The 15,540-nt window shown below is 67.6% G+C and carries 16 protein-coding genes; 6 read left to right on the forward strand and 10 right to left on the reverse strand.

Going from position 1 to position 15,540, the window contains the following annotated elements; genetic code table 11:
* Positions 1 to 137: 137 nt before the first annotated feature.
* Both Pth03_RS24425 and Pth03_RS24430 read right to left on the reverse strand, forming a co-directional pair.
* A complete protein-coding gene (locus Pth03_RS24425; protein WP_203946704.1) occupies positions 138 to 809 on the reverse strand; it encodes a phosphonatase-like hydrolase in 672 nt (223 codons plus the stop codon).
* 23 nt (positions 810 to 832) lie between these two features.
* Positions 833 to 1,600, reverse strand: coding sequence for a GntR family transcriptional regulator (locus Pth03_RS24430; protein WP_203946705.1), 768 nt, complete (start codon positions 1,598 to 1,600; stop codon positions 833 to 835).
* 156 nt (positions 1,601 to 1,756) lie between these two features.
* Between Pth03_RS24430 and Pth03_RS24435 the strand changes: the two genes are divergently transcribed.
* Positions 1,757 to 2,893 (forward strand): TIGR03364 family FAD-dependent oxidoreductase, encoded by a 1,137-nt coding sequence (locus Pth03_RS24435; RefSeq protein ID WP_203946706.1) that lies wholly within the window; start codon positions 1,757 to 1,759, stop codon positions 2,891 to 2,893.
* 102 nt (positions 2,894 to 2,995) lie between these two features.
* On the opposite strand, the gene Pth03_RS24440 is transcribed toward Pth03_RS24435, so the two are convergent.
* A complete protein-coding gene (locus tag Pth03_RS24440; RefSeq protein WP_203946707.1) occupies positions 2,996 to 3,535 on the reverse strand; it encodes a TetR/AcrR family transcriptional regulator in 540 nt (179 codons plus the stop codon).
* Positions 3,536 to 3,610: 75 nt separating this feature from the next.
* Here Pth03_RS24440 and Pth03_RS24445 point away from each other — a divergent pair, with 75 nt between their 5' ends.
* Entirely contained in the window at positions 3,611 to 4,039 is a 429-nt protein-coding gene (locus tag Pth03_RS24445; protein ID WP_203946708.1) for a hypothetical protein, read from the forward strand.
* On the forward strand, positions 4,036 to 4,419 hold the full coding sequence (locus Pth03_RS24450; protein ID WP_203946709.1) for a hypothetical protein: 384 nt from the start codon (positions 4,036 to 4,038) through the stop codon (positions 4,417 to 4,419). Before Pth03_RS24445 ends, Pth03_RS24450 begins: the two co-directional genes overlap by 4 nt.
* Positions 4,420 to 4,784: 365 nt before the next feature.
* Here Pth03_RS24450 and Pth03_RS24455 read toward each other — a convergent pair whose 3' ends face one another.
* Entirely contained in the window at positions 4,785 to 5,738 is a 954-nt protein-coding gene (locus tag Pth03_RS24455; RefSeq protein WP_203946710.1) for a hypothetical protein, read from the reverse strand.
* Positions 5,739 to 6,023: 285 nt separating this feature from the next.
* On the opposite strand from Pth03_RS24455, the gene Pth03_RS24460 reads away from it, so the two are divergent.
* Positions 6,024 to 8,567, forward strand: a complete 2,544-nt coding sequence (locus Pth03_RS24460) for a hypothetical protein (protein WP_203946711.1) — start codon at positions 6,024 to 6,026, stop codon at positions 8,565 to 8,567.
* A gap of 376 nt (positions 8,568 to 8,943) precedes the next feature.
* Positions 8,944 to 9,516, forward strand: coding sequence for a flavoprotein (locus tag Pth03_RS24465; RefSeq protein ID WP_203946712.1), 573 nt, complete (start codon positions 8,944 to 8,946; stop codon positions 9,514 to 9,516).
* A gap of 51 nt (positions 9,517 to 9,567) precedes the next feature.
* On the opposite strand, the gene Pth03_RS24470 is transcribed toward Pth03_RS24465, so the two are convergent.
* From Pth03_RS24470 to Pth03_RS24485, 4 genes are all read right to left on the reverse strand, one after another.
* Complete coding sequence (locus Pth03_RS24470; RefSeq protein WP_203946713.1) at positions 9,568 to 10,518, reverse strand: AraC-like ligand-binding domain-containing protein; 951 nt, start codon at positions 10,516 to 10,518, stop codon at positions 9,568 to 9,570.
* 162 nt (positions 10,519 to 10,680) lie between these two features.
* Positions 10,681 to 11,187, reverse strand: a complete 507-nt coding sequence (locus tag Pth03_RS24475) for a tautomerase family protein (protein ID WP_203946714.1) — start codon at positions 11,185 to 11,187, stop codon at positions 10,681 to 10,683.
* Positions 11,188 to 11,373: 186 nt separating this feature from the next.
* Positions 11,374 to 12,081, reverse strand: a complete 708-nt coding sequence (locus Pth03_RS24480; RefSeq protein ID WP_203946715.1) for an SDR family oxidoreductase — start codon at positions 12,079 to 12,081, stop codon at positions 11,374 to 11,376.
* Positions 12,082 to 12,400: 319 nt separating this feature from the next.
* Positions 12,401 to 13,105, reverse strand: coding sequence for an SDR family oxidoreductase (locus Pth03_RS24485; RefSeq protein ID WP_203946716.1), 705 nt, complete (start codon positions 13,103 to 13,105; stop codon positions 12,401 to 12,403).
* A 336-nt stretch (positions 13,106 to 13,441) separates the two neighbouring features.
* On the opposite strand from Pth03_RS24485, the gene Pth03_RS24490 reads away from it, so the two are divergent.
* Positions 13,442 to 14,089, forward strand: a complete 648-nt coding sequence (locus Pth03_RS24490) for a winged helix-turn-helix transcriptional regulator (protein WP_203946717.1) — start codon at positions 13,442 to 13,444, stop codon at positions 14,087 to 14,089.
* Positions 14,090 to 14,249: 160 nt separating this feature from the next.
* Here the strand turns inward: Pth03_RS24490 and Pth03_RS24495 are convergent, their stop codons facing one another.
* Both Pth03_RS24495 and Pth03_RS24500 read right to left on the reverse strand, forming a co-directional pair.
* Entirely contained in the window at positions 14,250 to 14,768 is a 519-nt protein-coding gene (locus Pth03_RS24495) for a carbonic anhydrase (protein WP_203946718.1), read from the reverse strand.
* Complete coding sequence (locus Pth03_RS24500) at positions 14,768 to 15,121, reverse strand: NmrA family NAD(P)-binding protein (RefSeq protein WP_203946719.1); 354 nt, start codon at positions 15,119 to 15,121, stop codon at positions 14,768 to 14,770. The genes Pth03_RS24495 and Pth03_RS24500 overlap by 1 nt, the downstream gene beginning before the upstream one ends.
* Positions 15,122 to 15,540: the final 419 nt, after the last annotated feature.

A 15,540-nucleotide genomic window follows, 5' to 3' on the forward strand; every position in this document is an offset into this window, starting at 1 on the left:
CGCCATGCGGGCACCGAGGGCACCCCCCAGGCCGCCGCGTACGGCGAGGGCGACACCGAGATGACGCTGTGCTGGACGATCGTGAACACCGAGACCGGCCCGCTGCACCGAGGTGGAGGAGAGGTGCTCTGCGCTGATCAGCTCAGCAGGGCGGGGAGGTCGGCCACGCCCGGCAGCAGGTGCGTGTGACGCTCGGCGCCCAGGCCGGTGGCGTCGAGCTTGCCCGTGAGGACTCCGACGACGAACCCGGCGCCGGCGTTGACCCCGGCCTGCAGGTCACGGATGGTGTCACCGGCGACGAGCACCCGCGCCACGTCATGTACGCCGGTGGCCTCCATCGCACGGAAGATCATGTAGGGGGCTGGACGGCCGGCGGCGACGTCGTCCACGCACACGACCGCGTCGACCACGCTGGAGTCCCAGCCAAGGGTGTTCAGCAGGGCGTCGGTGACCTCGCGGTCGAACCCTGTGGTCAGCGCCACCTTGATCCCGGCGGCGCGGACGCGGCTGAGCGCCTCGGGGACGCCGGGCAGCGGGACCGGCGGCCGGTCGCGGTAGGACTTGTCGAGCCGGGCACGGAAGTCGGCGAACGCCGCGTCGACGATCACCGACTCGACCGCACGGCCGAGGTGCTCTTCCAGCAGGTGCTGGATCGCCTCGCGCTTGCCGGCGCCCATCCAGCGCTGGATGTCCGCTTCCGAGGGCCTGCCTCCCGCCGCGGTGACGGCTTCGGCCAGCGCCTCGTACACGGCGCCGTACTCCTCGATCGTCGTCCCGGCCATGTCCAGGACCATCAGTTCGATGGGCATGAGTTCCTCACTTGGTGATGTGTTCACAGGCTGCCGGTGGGGGCCGGCCGCCAGGCTCGCGCGACCGACGGGTGCGCCTGCTCGGCGTTCTCGATGGTGAAGGTGACCACGTCGGGCCGATAGCGGTCGTCGGAGTATTCGTACGGCTCGCCGGACGCGCTGCCGGCGCGGCGGCGTTCCCGCAACAGCGGCGCGCCCTCGGGGATCTCGAGGAGCGAGGCATCCGTGGGATCGGCGGCGACGGCGTCGAACACGTGCCGGGCGACGCTGAGGTCGACTCCCTGGTCGGCCAGATACGCGTAGATCGATCTTTTGTCCGGGTCGAAGTCGAAGCTGAGGAGCAGGCGCCCCACCGACTCCACGAAGGTCGTCCTCTCGACCATCGTCGGCCGGTCGTCCAGCAGGCGCAGCCGCACCAACTCGACGACGAAATCGCCTTCGTCGATGGCCAGGGCGTCGGCAACCTCCTGGCGTGCGGGCCTGCGCGCTATCTCCAGCGTGCGCTGCCCCGGAGTGCGGCCCAGGCTGCGGGCCCAGCGGGAGAACGACAGCAGTGTCTGGAACGGCTGCGGCACCTGGCTCGTCCGCACGATCGGCGGACGGCCGCGACCCCCGCCGATCAGCCCCTCGGCGCGCAGCGCGCTGAGCGCCTGGCGCACCGGCCCGCGCGAGGCCGCCCACTCCTCGCACAGTTGCGACTCGGACGGCAGGGGCGACCCGACGGGCAGGTCACCGCGCGCGATGCGACGACGCAGATCCTCGGCGATGCGCTGGTACAGAGGCCCCTCCACAAGGCTTGACTATACATCTCGTCCATGTCGGCACAAGTGGGATGCAATGCGGTCACCACCATGCTGAGCACGGAAGATGAACCGCTGGACAACGAGCGTCGACAGCTGTCGCCGACCTGTTGACGTGCCGTTGAATACTGGTGAATCCTACTTGTCATGACAAGTGGACCTCTGCTCGCCGGATCCTCCGACCACGCCGACGTCGTCATCGTCGGAGCCGGGATCGTTGGTCTCGCACACGCCGTCGAGGCCGTGCGCCACGGCTGTTCCGTCGTGGTGATCGAGCGCGACGACCGGGCCGTCGGCGCGTCGGTGCGGAACTTCGGGCACGGCTGCTTCACCGCCCAGAGCGGCCGGGCTCTGGGGTACGCGATGGCCGCGCGTCCCGTCTGGGTCCGTCTGGCGAAAGAGGCGGGCTTCTGGCTCCGCGAAAGCGGCACGGTCGTGGTCGCTCGTGCCGACGACGAGCGGGCCGTGCTCGAGGAGTTCCGCGAGTCCCGCGGCGATCAGGTGGAGTTGCTCGACCGGGCGGACGTCGAGGCCCGCATGCCGATCGGCGCGGACGTCGTCGGAGGCGCGTGGCTCCCGCAGGACATCCGGGTCGATCCCCGGGAGGCCGCCCGCATGATCGCGGCCTGGCTACTCACCCAGGGCGTACGGTTCCAGTGGGCCACGACCGCCCTGGGGATTGAGGCGGGTCTGGTCAGGACGAGCCGCGGCGAGGTCTCCGCCGACCACGTCATCGTCGCGGTGGGCCACGATGTGGACAGGTACTTCCCGGGCCTCGCGGAAGAGGCCGGCGTCGTCCGGTGCGCGTTGCAGATGTTGCGCGTCGAGGGCCCCCATAACCGGGTCATCGACCCCGCCGTCTTGAGCGGCTTCTCCCTGCTGCGGTACTCGGGGTTCGAGGCCTGCCCGTCGCTGCAGGCGGTACGCGAACGTCTGGGCGTCGACCACCCGGATCTTGTGGCCGCCGGGCTGAACCTCATGTTCACCCAACGCCCGGACGGTGATCTGACCATCGGGGACACCCACACCTACGGCCGCACGCTCGACCCGTTCGACTATGAGGCCCTCGACGACGCGATCCTCGGGCAGATCGCCTCGCTTCTCGGTTACGCGCGACTGACCGTCCGGGAGCGCTGGCGTGGCGTCTACGCCTCCTCGCCCGACCGCGAGTTCCTCGTGGAGACCCCCGAGCCCGGCGTCCGGGTCGTCTCGGTCACCTCGGGGATCGGCATGACCACGGCGCTGGGCCTCGCGCAGGACGTTGTCGAAGGGATGCTCGCCTGACTGCGTGTGGGCAGCCCACTGCTCCTCGACGGGCGGTTCTCGGTTTCCGAGGTGCGCCGATCATCCGTAACGCCGTGATGCTGCACACCGAGTAGGCGGCGCTCAGCCCGTACCGACGAGCGCGTCGATCCCCTTGCGCCAGGTGGTGTCGAGATCGGCGCCGGGCGGGAAACGTTGGTTCAGCTCGAGGATGACCATGCCGTGCGCAAAGGCCCAGATGGCCCGTGCGCGTTCGCGGTCACCGCCGGTGGCGTCGAGGAGCGGCATCGCGGCCGCCTCCTCGACACCGGAGGCGAGCAGGTCGCGGCGCAGAGGCCGCTCGGTCATCAGCCGATAGAGGTTCGGCTGACGGCGCGCGAAGGCGCGGTAGGCGGCGATGAGGGCGGCGATCGGGGCGTCGGATCGATGGACGGCCTCCCCGAACAGTTCGGCCTGCTCTTCGAAGCCGACCGAGATCAGCGCCGCCTCCAGTGCCTGCTTGTCGCGGAGGTGCTCGTAGATCGAGGATGCGCGGATCCCGAGTTGGTCGGCGAGGCGACGCATCGACAGTGCGTCGGGGCCCTCCCGCTCGAGGAGTTGCCGCGCGGTCTGCACGATCTCCCGGGCTCGTGGAGTGAGCCGGCTCAGTGCGTGGAAAGCCATTCGTCCCACCTTCCCGGAATGCCCTAACGGTGTTAGGGTAGCGCCCTAACACCGTTAGGGCGAAAGGTAACGTCGATGCCCGCTCCCCCATCCCTTCACGTCGAGACCAGCACCGGCTCCGCGCGGATCCGTGACCTCATCGCGCGGGTCCTGCTCCTCCTCGCCGCCGTAGGCGCCCTCGCCGCGGTGGCCACCGCAGTGGGCGTCGTCGCGGACGCCGGACCGGCCACGCGGATGGTCGAGACCTGGCGCATGCTCGGCTTCGGTGTCTTTACGGGTGTGTTCCTGCTGCTGGCCTACCGCCCCCGGCTCTACGCCGGGATCTGGGAGCTCGCCGTCCTCAACAAGCTCGGCCTGACCCTGGCCGCCCTGTCCTTCGGCAGCGGGACCGACGGCGCCGGCGAGGCGCTGATCGCCGACGGAGCGGTCACGCTCATCCTGCTGGCCGCGTATGTGCTCAGCCGGGGCTGGACAGCCTGGTCGACCGCAAGGGCCGTGGCGTGATGCAGGGCGTCCACGACCGCCCGCCGAACGCCGCTCCGGACTCGCTGACCGCGGCCGCACCACGCTTTCTGATCGAGATCATCGCTTGGGTCGCCGTGCCATGGGCGCTCGCGTCATATTCGATCTGGCTCGCCGTGCTGGCCGACATCGTGCTGATCGGCCTGCCCACCGTCTTCGGCATGCCGGGAGCCAAGAAGCAGCGGAACCCGATCCCGATCCCGCCCGGGCCGGCCATCGCGCTCGAACTGCTCCAGCCGGCCGCCGCCTGCGCAGGCGCCATCGCGGCCTGGCCCACGGTAGTGGCGTCCGTCGTGGTCGTGGCGTCACTCGCGGCTTGTCTCCTGCAGCTCCCCCGATGGCGCTGGATGCTCAGCCAGTGAGTCGCGAGAAGAACCGCACGTACGCCGCCCATGGTAGGGCAGCCACTGAGCTTCACGATCTTCACGGCCCCAGCTCGGTATCGGCTCAGTCGTACAGCGGGAATGCGACACCCCACCGAGTGGCGCGTGAAGGAAACGGACCTCAGCCGACGGAATGGAGTGCCGGTCAAATCGTCCTAATTCCTGTTGATCTCCTAGACGAGGCCCGACGCCCCACCCGACGATGGATTGACGATCCCAGATCCCCGCGAACGGCCCAGATCGGACAGGAGGCACCATGTACGGAAAACGACTCCTTAGCTTGCTCGGCCTCGCATTCCTTCCCATCCTGGCCCTCGGGTCGACGCAGATAGCCCAGTCCACGCTCACCCACGTCCCAGCGAAGGCTTCGGTCGCCAGCACTCTGGAGCACCCGATGATCGGCCAGTCCCAGTCAGAGGACGCGGAGCAGCCCGAGGTCGTGGCCACGCACACGCCTGGGCACCGGCGGTACTAGGACCAGCGCCGCGAACGCTCTCGCAGATATCCCTAGGACGCATGATCCACGCGGCATGACCGCCAACGAGAGCCCAGCACAACGAAGCTCCGCCGGCTGACGGGCCGGCCATGTACGTCAACTCGGCCTCCGGTCTTACTGGGGCCGAGTTCATATGCACCGTAACCAGGACCAGATCGACAGCGCGACGGCCACCAGACGGAACAGATGGTTGCCGCGTTAGTCCCGGCCGGATTGATCGGTCGTCGTCGCCGGCAGGTAGCAGCGCACGCAGCCGTAACCGCGTGCCGGCCAGTGCGTCGAGCGTCTCGGGGGACCGCGTCCCCATGTCCTCGTAGAACTCGATCCTGCGTCGGCACAGCGCGATCTCCAGGCCAAGCCGCGTCTCGTCGTCCAGCCGATCGTCGCCCAGGAGCTGACCCGCCCGGTCGAGCAGCGCCGAACGCTCCCGCGTCCCCATCGCCGGCAGCCCGCCCGACACCGGACCGCCGTCGTCCCTCTCCTCGCCGGGTGCCCACGCGTCCAGCCGGGCGAGCAACCCGGCCAGCTGGTCAGGAGCGGTGAGGACATCTCCGGCCTGTTCCGGCCACAACCACGCCTGCAGGAACCGCATCAGGAAGTCTTGCTCCGCCGCCGCGTGACGCACCCGCGCGGCGGGATCGTCAAGGTCGCCCAGGTCGGCCGCGACCCGTTCCCAGCCCGTGCCCTTGACTCGTTCGTACAGCACCGCCGCGTCCACCAGCCGACGGGCCGCCTCCAGCAGCCGCACCGCGTCGGCAACGAACTCGCCGTCGCGGGCGTGCCGGTCGGCCCTCGTCGGCACCAGCTCGGCCGCCCCCTCCGACAGTTCCCTCGCCTGCTCGCCGTGCCCATGCCGTGAGTGCGGACCGTAATGTCGGCCACGTCCAGAAGGGGTCGGAGTGGTCGGTAAATGACAAATAAGAACAAATAGCCCATCGACACAGGCAGGCGAATTCGTCACAACCTCGTCACGACCACACAAAGCGTGGCAACCAACACAAATACCGAATCGTCGTCATGGCATGACCGATCAAGCTCCTGCCTGTACGACCTTCCAGGAGCGCTCACAGGGGGAGACCGCCAGCCCATGCCGCTGCCCTGGAAACGGCTACGAAACACCACGCTCGCCACACTCACAGGCGTAGCCGCGACGACTTCCGTCCTCCTCGTTCCCACCGACGGCTGGGCCACAGACCGTACGGCACCGGCCGTCACCGTGTCACCGGCCCCGCGCGAGGCACACCAGACCGCCATGCTGGCGACCGGCGAGCGGCTCGAGATTCTGGACACCGGTCGCAAGGGCGCCTCGAAACCGAACCTATGGATCGCCCCGAAGGCCGGGCAGACCACCGGGCGCTACGCCTTCACCTCCGCGAACGGCAAGCTACGGGTACGGCCACTGAACCAGCGTCAGGTCGTCGCCGCGACAGAACTCGCCACAGGTTCCAGCACGCCGACGCCCGCGTTCGCGTCCGCGACGGCCACGACCTATCCGGTGAAGCTCAGCATCGTCAACGGGGGCGCCGTCTCGTTCAAGACCTTCATCGTGTGGAACCGCCGCACCTTGACGGAATACGAAGTCAAGAACCAGCGCAACAGCCCGAACGGCAGCGTGAGCCTGCCGCCCGGCGACTACGTGTCCGTGGCGATGCACGATGACTTCCCGAAGCCCACGTACCTTCTCGTACGGACCTTCACGGTGAAGAGCGCCGGTCTCACAGTGCGTTTCGACGAGAAGACGGCCAAGGAGACCGGCGTCAAAGTCGACGACGCGACCACGCGCCGCAACGCCTCCTCAGTGTCGATCTCATTCCCGGGCGGGATCGAGATCGGCTACGCCCTGCTCGGGGGCGACGGCAAGGTCTACGTGAACCCGTTCTCGCTCACGGGCGCCGCCCTCCACCTCCAGGAGGTGCAGGTCAAGCAAGGAAGTTCAGTCTCCGCGCCGAGCCCTTACCGCTATGACCTGTCCCACACCTTCCAGAACACCGTGCCCGCCTCGCCGATGTTCCACGTGCGCACGAGCTCACTCGCCAAGACGGTCACAACCTTCCGCGCTCCCGGGACCGACACCAACGCCTCTCTGCTCAGCGGTCCCATGGTCGACGACTTAGGCGGCATGTTCTTCGACTCCCCCGTATGGCTGCCCTCCACCGTCACCGAATACGTGACGCCTGACGTCACCTACGGTCGGGCGTTGGTGTACGGCAACTCCGAGTCCGTTCTGATCCTCAAAGATCGGAAGCTCCCCGTGGGCACGTCCGCCGGCGAGACGGTCGGCACCGCCCCGTTCGACCTGCGCGGACCCCAGTACCTGGGCGCGTACCGGCAGGGCACGACGATGTGGCTGAACGAGGACTCGCCCTTCTCCGACTCCGCCGGGAACTTCGGGTTCGACAACAGAGCCAAGGTGTCCTACGAGCTGAGCTCCGAAGGCAAGACGCTCCTGTCCGCCGTTGACCAGTCGCCGAGCAAGGAAGTACGCGTGACGGTCCCGGCCGCTCGTGCGGACTACGCGCTCACCGAGACGGTCAGCCGTACGGTTCCGTACTCCCGGTTGTCCAGCCAGATGATCAGCGAATGGAAGTTCAGCTCCGCCGCCGCCACCCGGCCCGCCGACCTGCCGCTGATCGACATCGACCTGTCGGTGTCGGGCCTCGACTCCAGGAACACGGCGACGTCGACCGTCCGTATCGGCGCGACCGCGACCGCCCGGCTTCGCGCGACGGAGACCGTGACCGGGTTGGAGTATTCGACCGACGACGGCACCACCTGGACCTCCCTGCCCCTCACCGGCACGGGCGACAGCGCGTCCGCCGAACTGGCCGTCCCGGCGGACGCCTCCTTCGTGTCCCTGCGCGTGTCGGCCGTGGACGACGAGGGTGAGAGCGTCCGGCGCACAGTCATCCGGGCCTTCTCGGGCCCGGCACCTCAGCCGGACCAGACGGTCGGCGCGACCAAGATCTCCAACGTCGTGGTCAACGACGGCAAGCCCCTGGCCGTGGACCCCTTCGGTGCGTTCTTCTCGGTGAAGTTCACCGCCACCGATCCGGCCGGTATCGCCGACGGCGACGCCTACCTCTACCACGGATCGTACGACAGACCCGACAACGTCTTGATCAACCCAGTCCCGGCCCAGTGCACGAAAGTGAACGCCACCACCTCGACCTGCGAGCTGATCTACAACATCGGCTCACAGCTCGACCTGGGGAAGAACTCGCTGGCCGGCCCATGGAAGGTGGCCGCCTGGGCGCACTCCAGGGATCGCAAGAGCTACACCGACCTGCATGCGGCCAAGACCGTCAACCTGCTGCGGGCCACCAAGCTGAGCGCGAACGCCACGCCCGAACCGATCCGCAAGGGCAAGACCCTCACCATCACAGGCAAGCTCACCCTGGCCAACTGGGAGACCTCCACCTACGCCGGTTTCGCCGGACAATCGGTGAGGCTCCAATTCCGCAAGGCAGGCACCAGCACCTACACCACAATCAAGACGCTGACGACGAACGCCTCCGGCGATCTGAAGACGACGGTCACGGCGTCCCGTGACGGCTACTGGCGCTACAGCTTCGTGGGCAACTCCACGGTCCGGACGGCCATCAGCGCCGTCGACTACGTCGACGTGCGGTGACCGCCCCGGGCGGCCCGGCATCAGCTCGGATGCACGGGCAGCGCCCGCAGGTAGCCCGCCTCAACGGTGCGGTCGGCCCTGACCAAACGATCAACGGTTTGGACGGTCAGGTCGCGGCTGGAGCCATCGTGTGACGGTCGGCGAGTTCCCGCCAAGGTTCTCGCGAAGGAAGTCACACGATGGCTCTGGATCAGTCTGCTGCTCGACCTGTTGCAGTCTTCCAAGCCGCCGACGACGTCCGCCACGCGCTGCAAGCGGGCGGTTCGGGCTCGGGGCCGACCTCGCCCCCGCCCATAGGCCTGGCCTGGCACGACTGGTCAGTCGCCTTGGCACGGTCGGTCACCCGCTCCCCCGATGGGGTTTTTACCGTTCGAGTATGAGCGCTACCGAAGTTTCCTCTTTTGGCGGCCGTCTGCTGATCGGCGCCACCGGCTCAGCCGCGGTCGCGTCGCTTCCGACGTACATCAGTGCGCTGCGCACCTCGTTCACCGGCACCGTCACGGTGCTGATGACACATACAGCAGCCACTTTCCTCCCGCCGCATACGGTCGCCCTCTTCGCGGACAGGGTGGTGACCGGTGCAACGGCCGCCGCATGGCCGCGAGAGAACCATGCGACCCTGGCTGCGCAACACGACCTGATGGCGGTACTCCCCGCGACGGCCAACATGCTTTCCGTGACCGCGACCGGCGGCGCGTCGAATCTGCTGTCCACCACCATCCTGGCTGCGACCTTTCCGGTCGTGTTCTTTCCAGTGATGACCGGCGAGATGTGGGAGAGCCCTGCGGTCACGCGCAATGTCCGGCAGATCCGCGAGGACGGGTATCACGTCGCCGACCCGTCGTGGGGGTCACGCTACGACGTCGCACTCGGTGAGTTCGTCAAGAGCCCCATGCCGCCGGCGCCGCCGCAGTTCATCGAGGTGATCAGGGACCTCATGCCATCGTGATGACCCACCTGCGGCGAGGCGATACGCGCGCCGACCTTCGGTGTGACGCGCTCAACCCACCCCGCTCCCGCCGGACCGGTAGGTTCCCGGCGTGATGCCTGTGACGGCCTTGAATGCCCGGTGTAGCTGAGACTCGCCGCCGAAGCCGCACTCGTGTGCCACCACTGTCAGAGGGCGCCCTGGAGCAGCCCGAAGGATCTGCTGGGCACGGGCGACTCTCAGACGGCGGATCAGGGTGGTGAGCGACTCCCCGTCGGCGGCCAGGGCGCGGAACAAGGTGCGCTTGGAGAGGCCGCAGCCCGCGGCCACCGCATCGGCGTCCAGGTACGGATCATGGACGTGGCGGCGCACGAACCGATGGACTCGCTCGCGCGTCAGGGCGGCGGCCGAGGCGTTTGTCGGCCTCTCGCCGACAGTCCAGTCCAGTGCCGTGTCCAGCAGCCCGATCGCATGGGGGACAAGGGCGGCTGCGGCTTTCGGGTTCAGGCTCTGCTGGCGGTTCAGGCCCAGGAGGAAATCGGCGACCAGCCGGCCGGGTCCGGTGGCGCTCAGCTCCACCGCGGTCGTTTCGGGGAGTGAGCGCCGCGGCAGCAATGACCGTGGAACCTTGACGACCAGTTGGGAGAAGGCGCCGGAAAAGCTCAGCGAGTATGGGCGGCTGCTGTCGACGAAGGCCATCGCCCCGGCGGAGAGCGCAGTCACCCGGCCGTTCTGACGCACCTGGGCCTGGCCCTCGATCTGGATGTTGGCCAGCACGAAATCCTCGTGATCGCGGGCGATCATACGACGGGTCCTCGCTACCTGCTGGGCGAACGAGGACACCACCGTAAAGCCGATCCCGTCCAGAACGGCGTGATCGACCCGACCCTCGAAGTGCACGTCCGCCGAGGGCCGTACAGACACCCCCACGAAGGCCTCACAGATGGCGTCCGACCAGTAGCCGAAAGCGTCTGCGTCCCCGACATCCGCAGTAGACCAGGCATTGCGTACGAACTCCTCCACTCCTGGAATGATGCATCAGCGCACGTAAGGCCTTCTGCTCGGGGCCAGTCACCCGGTAGCGGTAAGGGCGTTCCTCAGCCATTGCTTTGGCCGCCGCCTTGTTGGATGCAGTCACAAACCTGAAAGGTCAAAGCGGTCTCACGCCTTCCTAGATGGCGTGGTTTACGAGATCTGGTCGAGGGCGACGTCCATCTTGCGGCTCATCACCACCTCGAGTGCACGTGCTGCTTCTTCGGCGGTTTCGGCGGCGAAGTACGGCCGCGCCGCGATGAAGTCCGGGATGTGGCCGTCCATGCCCCAGTGCCCCTCGGGGATGGCATAGACCTGGACCCACGGGCCGCGCGCCGGCAGCACCCCGTCGCCGGTCACGGACCGGATTGCTTCCGTGACTTTCTCGATCGCGATGCGGGCTTCCCGCGTGGTGGGCACGTATTCCTGGGGTGCGATCACGTCCACCTGCCAGAAGGCGTTGTTGTCGCCGATGGTGGCCGGGGAGTGCCAGTTCTCGCGGTCGATCTCGAAGTACTGCACCCACGAGGTCTGCTGGTGACGTGGGGAGTTGACGAGGTCCTCCGCCTCGGCGATCGCGGCGATCAGCTTGTCACCCAGCTCCTTCTTCTGCTCGGCGCTCAGCTGGGCCTTGAGCACTTGCACGCGTACGAAAACCACAACTTTCTCCTTGCTCAGCGGTGTCGGACGACCCGGCGGCCGCGGCGTCGAGGTGTGGGCGGAGCCGTTGCCGGACATGCCGCAGATGGGGCACCGTCATCCGATGCCCGATCCCGGCGTTCCGTTGTCCATACTTCGCAGCCCACCTGCCGGCGGTTGTCCGGGACCAGGGCTGCTGCGCGCGTGTCACATCACTTGCGCGAACTTCGCGTACAACTCGACGACACCTTCGGACAGGTTGCTCAGCACGAACTTGCTCACGTCGTCGGCGACGATCTCGGTCACGTCGCCTGCCAAGCCGTCGAGGGCGAGGCGCGCGACGTCGGCCGGGTCGACCTTGGGAACGTCGACGCCCTGGGTCATGTCGGTGTCCATAAAACCGACGTGCAACGCGGAGACGCTGGTGCGCTGCGGAGCGAGTTCCTGGCGCAGTGCGTTGGTCATCGCCCAGGAGGCCGATTTCGCAGCGCAGTAGGCGCCGAAATCAGCGAAGCTGATCCAGGATGCCACGGACAGGATGTTCAGGATCGCACTGCTCTCGTGTGCGCCCAGTTGAGGTGCGAACGCCCGAATGACCGACAGCGTGCCGAAGTAGTGCGTGTCCATTTCCAGACGGATGTCCGCGAGATCTCCGGCCAACAGCTTCGCGTAGGTGGCCGAGCCGGCGTTGTTGATCAGGATCGAGACATCGCCGGTGGCTTCTGCCGCGGCAGCGACGGACGCGTGGTCGGTCACGTCGAGCGCGACGGGCTTCACGCCGTCGAGGTCGACAGAGTCCGGGTTGCGCGCGGCTGCGTAGACAGTGGCGCCGCGATCCCGCAACTGCTGCGCCAGGTGCCGCCCCAAGCCGCGGTTCGCACCGGTGACCAGCGCGGTCCGTCCCTTGATCTGCATGTTGAGCTCCTCTGGTTCGTTTCCCCATCTGCGCTGGGGTGCTTGGTGAGCTCTGGGCGGCCCGATCATGCGAATGCAGTGGCGGGCACGACCCGGTGCTCGAAGTTTCTGAAACCACTCGGCATGGCGCCGGGCCCGCCGGCCACCAACGCAACGGGGGATGACGCTCCAAGTAGCCATCGCGCCGCCACTCGGAGAGTGAGCGCGGCCGGCGGGAGAACGCACCGGCTCGATGATCGCTGCAGTCCACAGCGGACTGCGGTCTGGCCCGGGCCGGCGTGGTTTCTGCAGATCACGCCTGTTCCGGGTCGGTGGTGGGTCAGTTGCCGGCGAGGGCGGGGTAGAGGGCGGTGACCGGCTGAGCGAGTGCGGCGTGGACCTTCTTGGTCATCTCGTCCACGAGCACTTCGTGCTCCCCCGCTTCGAGGGCGGCGAGGATGGCGTCGACGACGTCGGCGGGCTTGTTCATACCGCTGGTGTCGTTGCCGGCCTGCATCGGGGTGTCGGTCGCGCCGAGGTAGGCACCCAGGACCTGTACGCCGTCGGGCGCGAACTCGAGCCGGAACGCATTGGTGGCCATCCAGAACCCGGCCTTGGAGACACTGTGGGCCTTGCCGACGGCCAGCCAGCTCAGCACCGAACCCACGTTGACCAGGGCACCCTTGGCCGAGCGCAACGCGGGCGCCAGCGCACGGGTCAGAACGATCGGGCCGGTCAAGTTGGTCTTGATCGTCGCCTCGATGTCCTCGATCGGAGCGGTCAGCAGGTCCCCGCGCGGAAAGACCGCAGCGTTGTTGACCAAGATCGTGGTGTCCCCGATCTTCTCCGCAGCCTGCTGGATCGAGTCGCGGCTGGTCAGGTCCAGGTCCACGGTCACGACACGCTCGTCACCCCAGTCCTTCGCCTTGCGGGCGGCCGCGTACACGCGCTTGGCGCCGCGGTCGAGGGCGGCCTGGACGAACTCGGTCCCGAGCCCGCCGTTGGCGCCTGTCACGCAAACGGTGGCGTTCTGCAGAGCAGTCATCGTGCTGTTCCTTTCACTTCTCGAACTGGCTTGAGCGGTGCCGACGGTCACCCCGGGCTAGTGGGGTGACCGCCAGGTGGGGAGTGGCCAAAGGCTGATCCGCCGGTCAATGCTCGACCAGTACGCCTTCCGAGGACGGGCCTGAACCCCGGCCCGTCCTGTGCCGAAGCCGGGGAGCCCGATCACTCGCGACGTGCGAGTGACGGCCCGGACGGAGCCCGTCTTCCGGCTCCGCATGGCCACGGCGATGACACTAACCCGCTCTACTGCATTAATGCAAGTACAGTTCGTATAAAGGATCGAAGTTCATGCACGAGACAATGCTATAGTTAAGAGATGAAGCGGCGTGATTTTGGGCAGTACTGCGGGCTCGCGCGAGCCCTGGAGCTCGTCGGCGAGCGGTGGACCCTGCTGATCATTCGCGACCTGGCAATCCACCCGCGCCGGTACACCGACCTGCTCGACGGACTGCCCGGGATCCCGTCGAACGTCCTGGCCACGCGGCTGAAAGAGCTGGAACAGGCCGGCATCGCCGAGCGCCGGATCGCGCCGCCCCCGAACCGCGGCGTCGTCTACGCCCTGACGCCCCTCGGACGCGAACTCGAACCGGTGATCCACGAGCTCGGACGCTGGGGAGCCACACAGCTCGGTGAGCCTCGCCCTGGCGAGATCGTCACGCCGGAAGCGCTCACCATGTCACTTCGAGCAGCCTTCGACCCCGACGAGGCAGCGGGGCTGACCGCCTCATGGGAGATCCACACCCCCGACTTCGTCGTGCACGCCGTCGTCACCGAGGGAAAGCTCGAAGCCGGCGTCGGCCCAGTCCCTGCCGAGCCCGAGCTCGTGATCACGTTCCAGCCGGACGATCTTCCCTCGTACCTGGAGCTGGTGCAGGCCATCAAGTGCGGCCTCGTCAAGATCTCCGGGCAACCGAAGCTCCTCGACACCTTTACGCGGGTCTTCGCGAGTCGCGGCCCGGCGTAACCGGATCGTGTCACGCATCGCGCGGGAACCCACATCGCCGGCCACGGTGGTCGCGCCAAGTGCTGGACCATCGACGTACGCCATGCGGTGCCCGAGCACCTCAGCGTAGGACTGGCGCCGCTGCCGGCTGTCCGCTGTGTTGCCATCGGCCCTTTGCCGGTCAGGGGGTGACGACGGTTTCAACCAGGCCGGTGACAACGTCGTAGACGAGGCCGGAGACCTGGAAGCCGGGCAGGCGTGGCTCTGCGCGCAGCGCGACGACGTCGCGGGCGACCGCGGCCCGTGGATCGCCGACGGCGACGCCGGGCAGCTCGGCCTCGGGCACCTCGAAGTACGGGGCCAGCAGGTCCGGCCGGTCCTGCATCGTGGTGATGCCGCACTGCGTGTGGTGCAGCACAACGATGTTCCACCCGGTACTGGTGTCGGAGCCATTGGCCGCTGCCACGTATTGGAGCATGACCAGTTGCTCGATCGTGTGCGGTGTGACCCGTCCGCCGACATTGCGGATCACGCCGATCTCGCCCTGTTCCGCGCCGAGCACGACGGCCGGGTCGACCCGCGGGTCGAAGCAGGTGATGACGTTCGTCGCCAGGCTCGGCCGCATGCGCAGCTGAGGGATGAACCGCGTCTCGGCGAACGTCCGGTTCCGGTCGACGAAGGTGCTCACGACGTTCGCCATCAGTTCGTCCCGCTCAGGATGTCGGCGTGCTTGCGGGCGAACTCGCCGACGGACATCGACCGCTTGCCGGTGAGCTTCTCGATGTTGTCGTCGGCACCGCCCAGGCGGCCCGCCTGGTAGTCGATCGTGATGCCGCGAATGGAGTTGACCAGGTATTCGGGAACGCCGATTCCGGCAATGGGGGCCATGAACTCGGCACCCTGATCGGCCAGGGCCTGGGAACGTTCGTCGATGCTGCGCACCATGGCCCGAACCTCGAGGCCGAGGGCCAGGGCGTACTGCAGGGCGAAATGGCCGGTGTCACCGGTCGCGCCGGTGATGAGAACGATCTTGCTTCCGTCTGAAGAGGACATCGTGTGCTCCGTCTGTCAGCTGCGCGAGTTTCCGACGGTCGCGACCGCCCGCTGCGCGTTCGCGACCGGATCGAGCGCCCAGCCCTCCCCGGATCACGGCATTGACCATAGCAATGTAGCTTCATTTTTACAAGTTAACAGCTTATAGCGAACTCTACATCACCTATAGAAGATTTCTGATGCCCAGCTGCCGACGGGGTCGGCCCACAGCACACGAACAGCCGAAGGCGGCGGCGTGCAGCCGTAGGCCAGAGATCACGGGACATACGCGGGACGATCATGTGGGCGTTTCCGCCGGTGAGCTCGGTTTAGGTCGCGAGCTAACGGTGAGGTTCGCTTGCGCCCACTGCGTGACACCGCCGAGCCGCGGCCTTCCGCGCGCCCGGCCGGAGGACGGGCGCGGGTCTGCGGGGGCGTAC

Origin of the sequence: Planotetraspora thailandica, from assembly GCF_016863335.1 — a bacterium.
GTDB lineage: Bacteria > Actinomycetota > Actinomycetes > Streptosporangiales > Streptosporangiaceae > Planotetraspora > Planotetraspora thailandica.

Excerpts from the sequence above, each read along its gene's own strand:
- Pth03_RS24425 (WP_203946704.1), bottom strand. The coding sequence starts at position 809 with ATGCCCATCGAACTGATGGTCCTGGACATGGCCGGGACGACGATCGAG.
- Pth03_RS24435 (WP_203946706.1), top strand. The coding sequence starts at position 1,757 with ATGACAAGTGGACCTCTGCTCGCCGGATCCTCCGACCACGCCGACGTC.
- Pth03_RS24440 (WP_203946707.1), bottom strand. The coding sequence starts at position 3,535 with ATGGCTTTCCACGCACTGAGCCGGCTCACTCCACGAGCCCGGGAGATC.
- Pth03_RS24445 (WP_203946708.1), top strand. The coding sequence starts at position 3,611 with ATGCCCGCTCCCCCATCCCTTCACGTCGAGACCAGCACCGGCTCCGCG.
- Pth03_RS24460 (WP_203946711.1), top strand. The coding sequence starts at position 6,024 with ATGCCGCTGCCCTGGAAACGGCTACGAAACACCACGCTCGCCACACTC.
- Pth03_RS24465 (WP_203946712.1), top strand. The coding sequence starts at position 8,944 with ATGAGCGCTACCGAAGTTTCCTCTTTTGGCGGCCGTCTGCTGATCGGC.
- Pth03_RS24480 (WP_203946715.1), bottom strand. The coding sequence starts at position 12,081 with ATGCAGATCAAGGGACGGACCGCGCTGGTCACCGGTGCGAACCGCGGC.
- Pth03_RS24485 (WP_203946716.1), bottom strand. The coding sequence starts at position 13,105 with ATGACTGCTCTGCAGAACGCCACCGTTTGCGTGACAGGCGCCAACGGC.
- Pth03_RS24490 (WP_203946717.1), top strand. The coding sequence starts at position 13,442 with ATGAAGCGGCGTGATTTTGGGCAGTACTGCGGGCTCGCGCGAGCCCTG.
- Pth03_RS24495 (WP_203946718.1), bottom strand. The coding sequence starts at position 14,768 with ATGGCGAACGTCGTGAGCACCTTCGTCGACCGGAACCGGACGTTCGCC.
- Pth03_RS24500 (WP_203946719.1), bottom strand. The coding sequence starts at position 15,121 with ATGTCCTCTTCAGACGGAAGCAAGATCGTTCTCATCACCGGCGCGACC.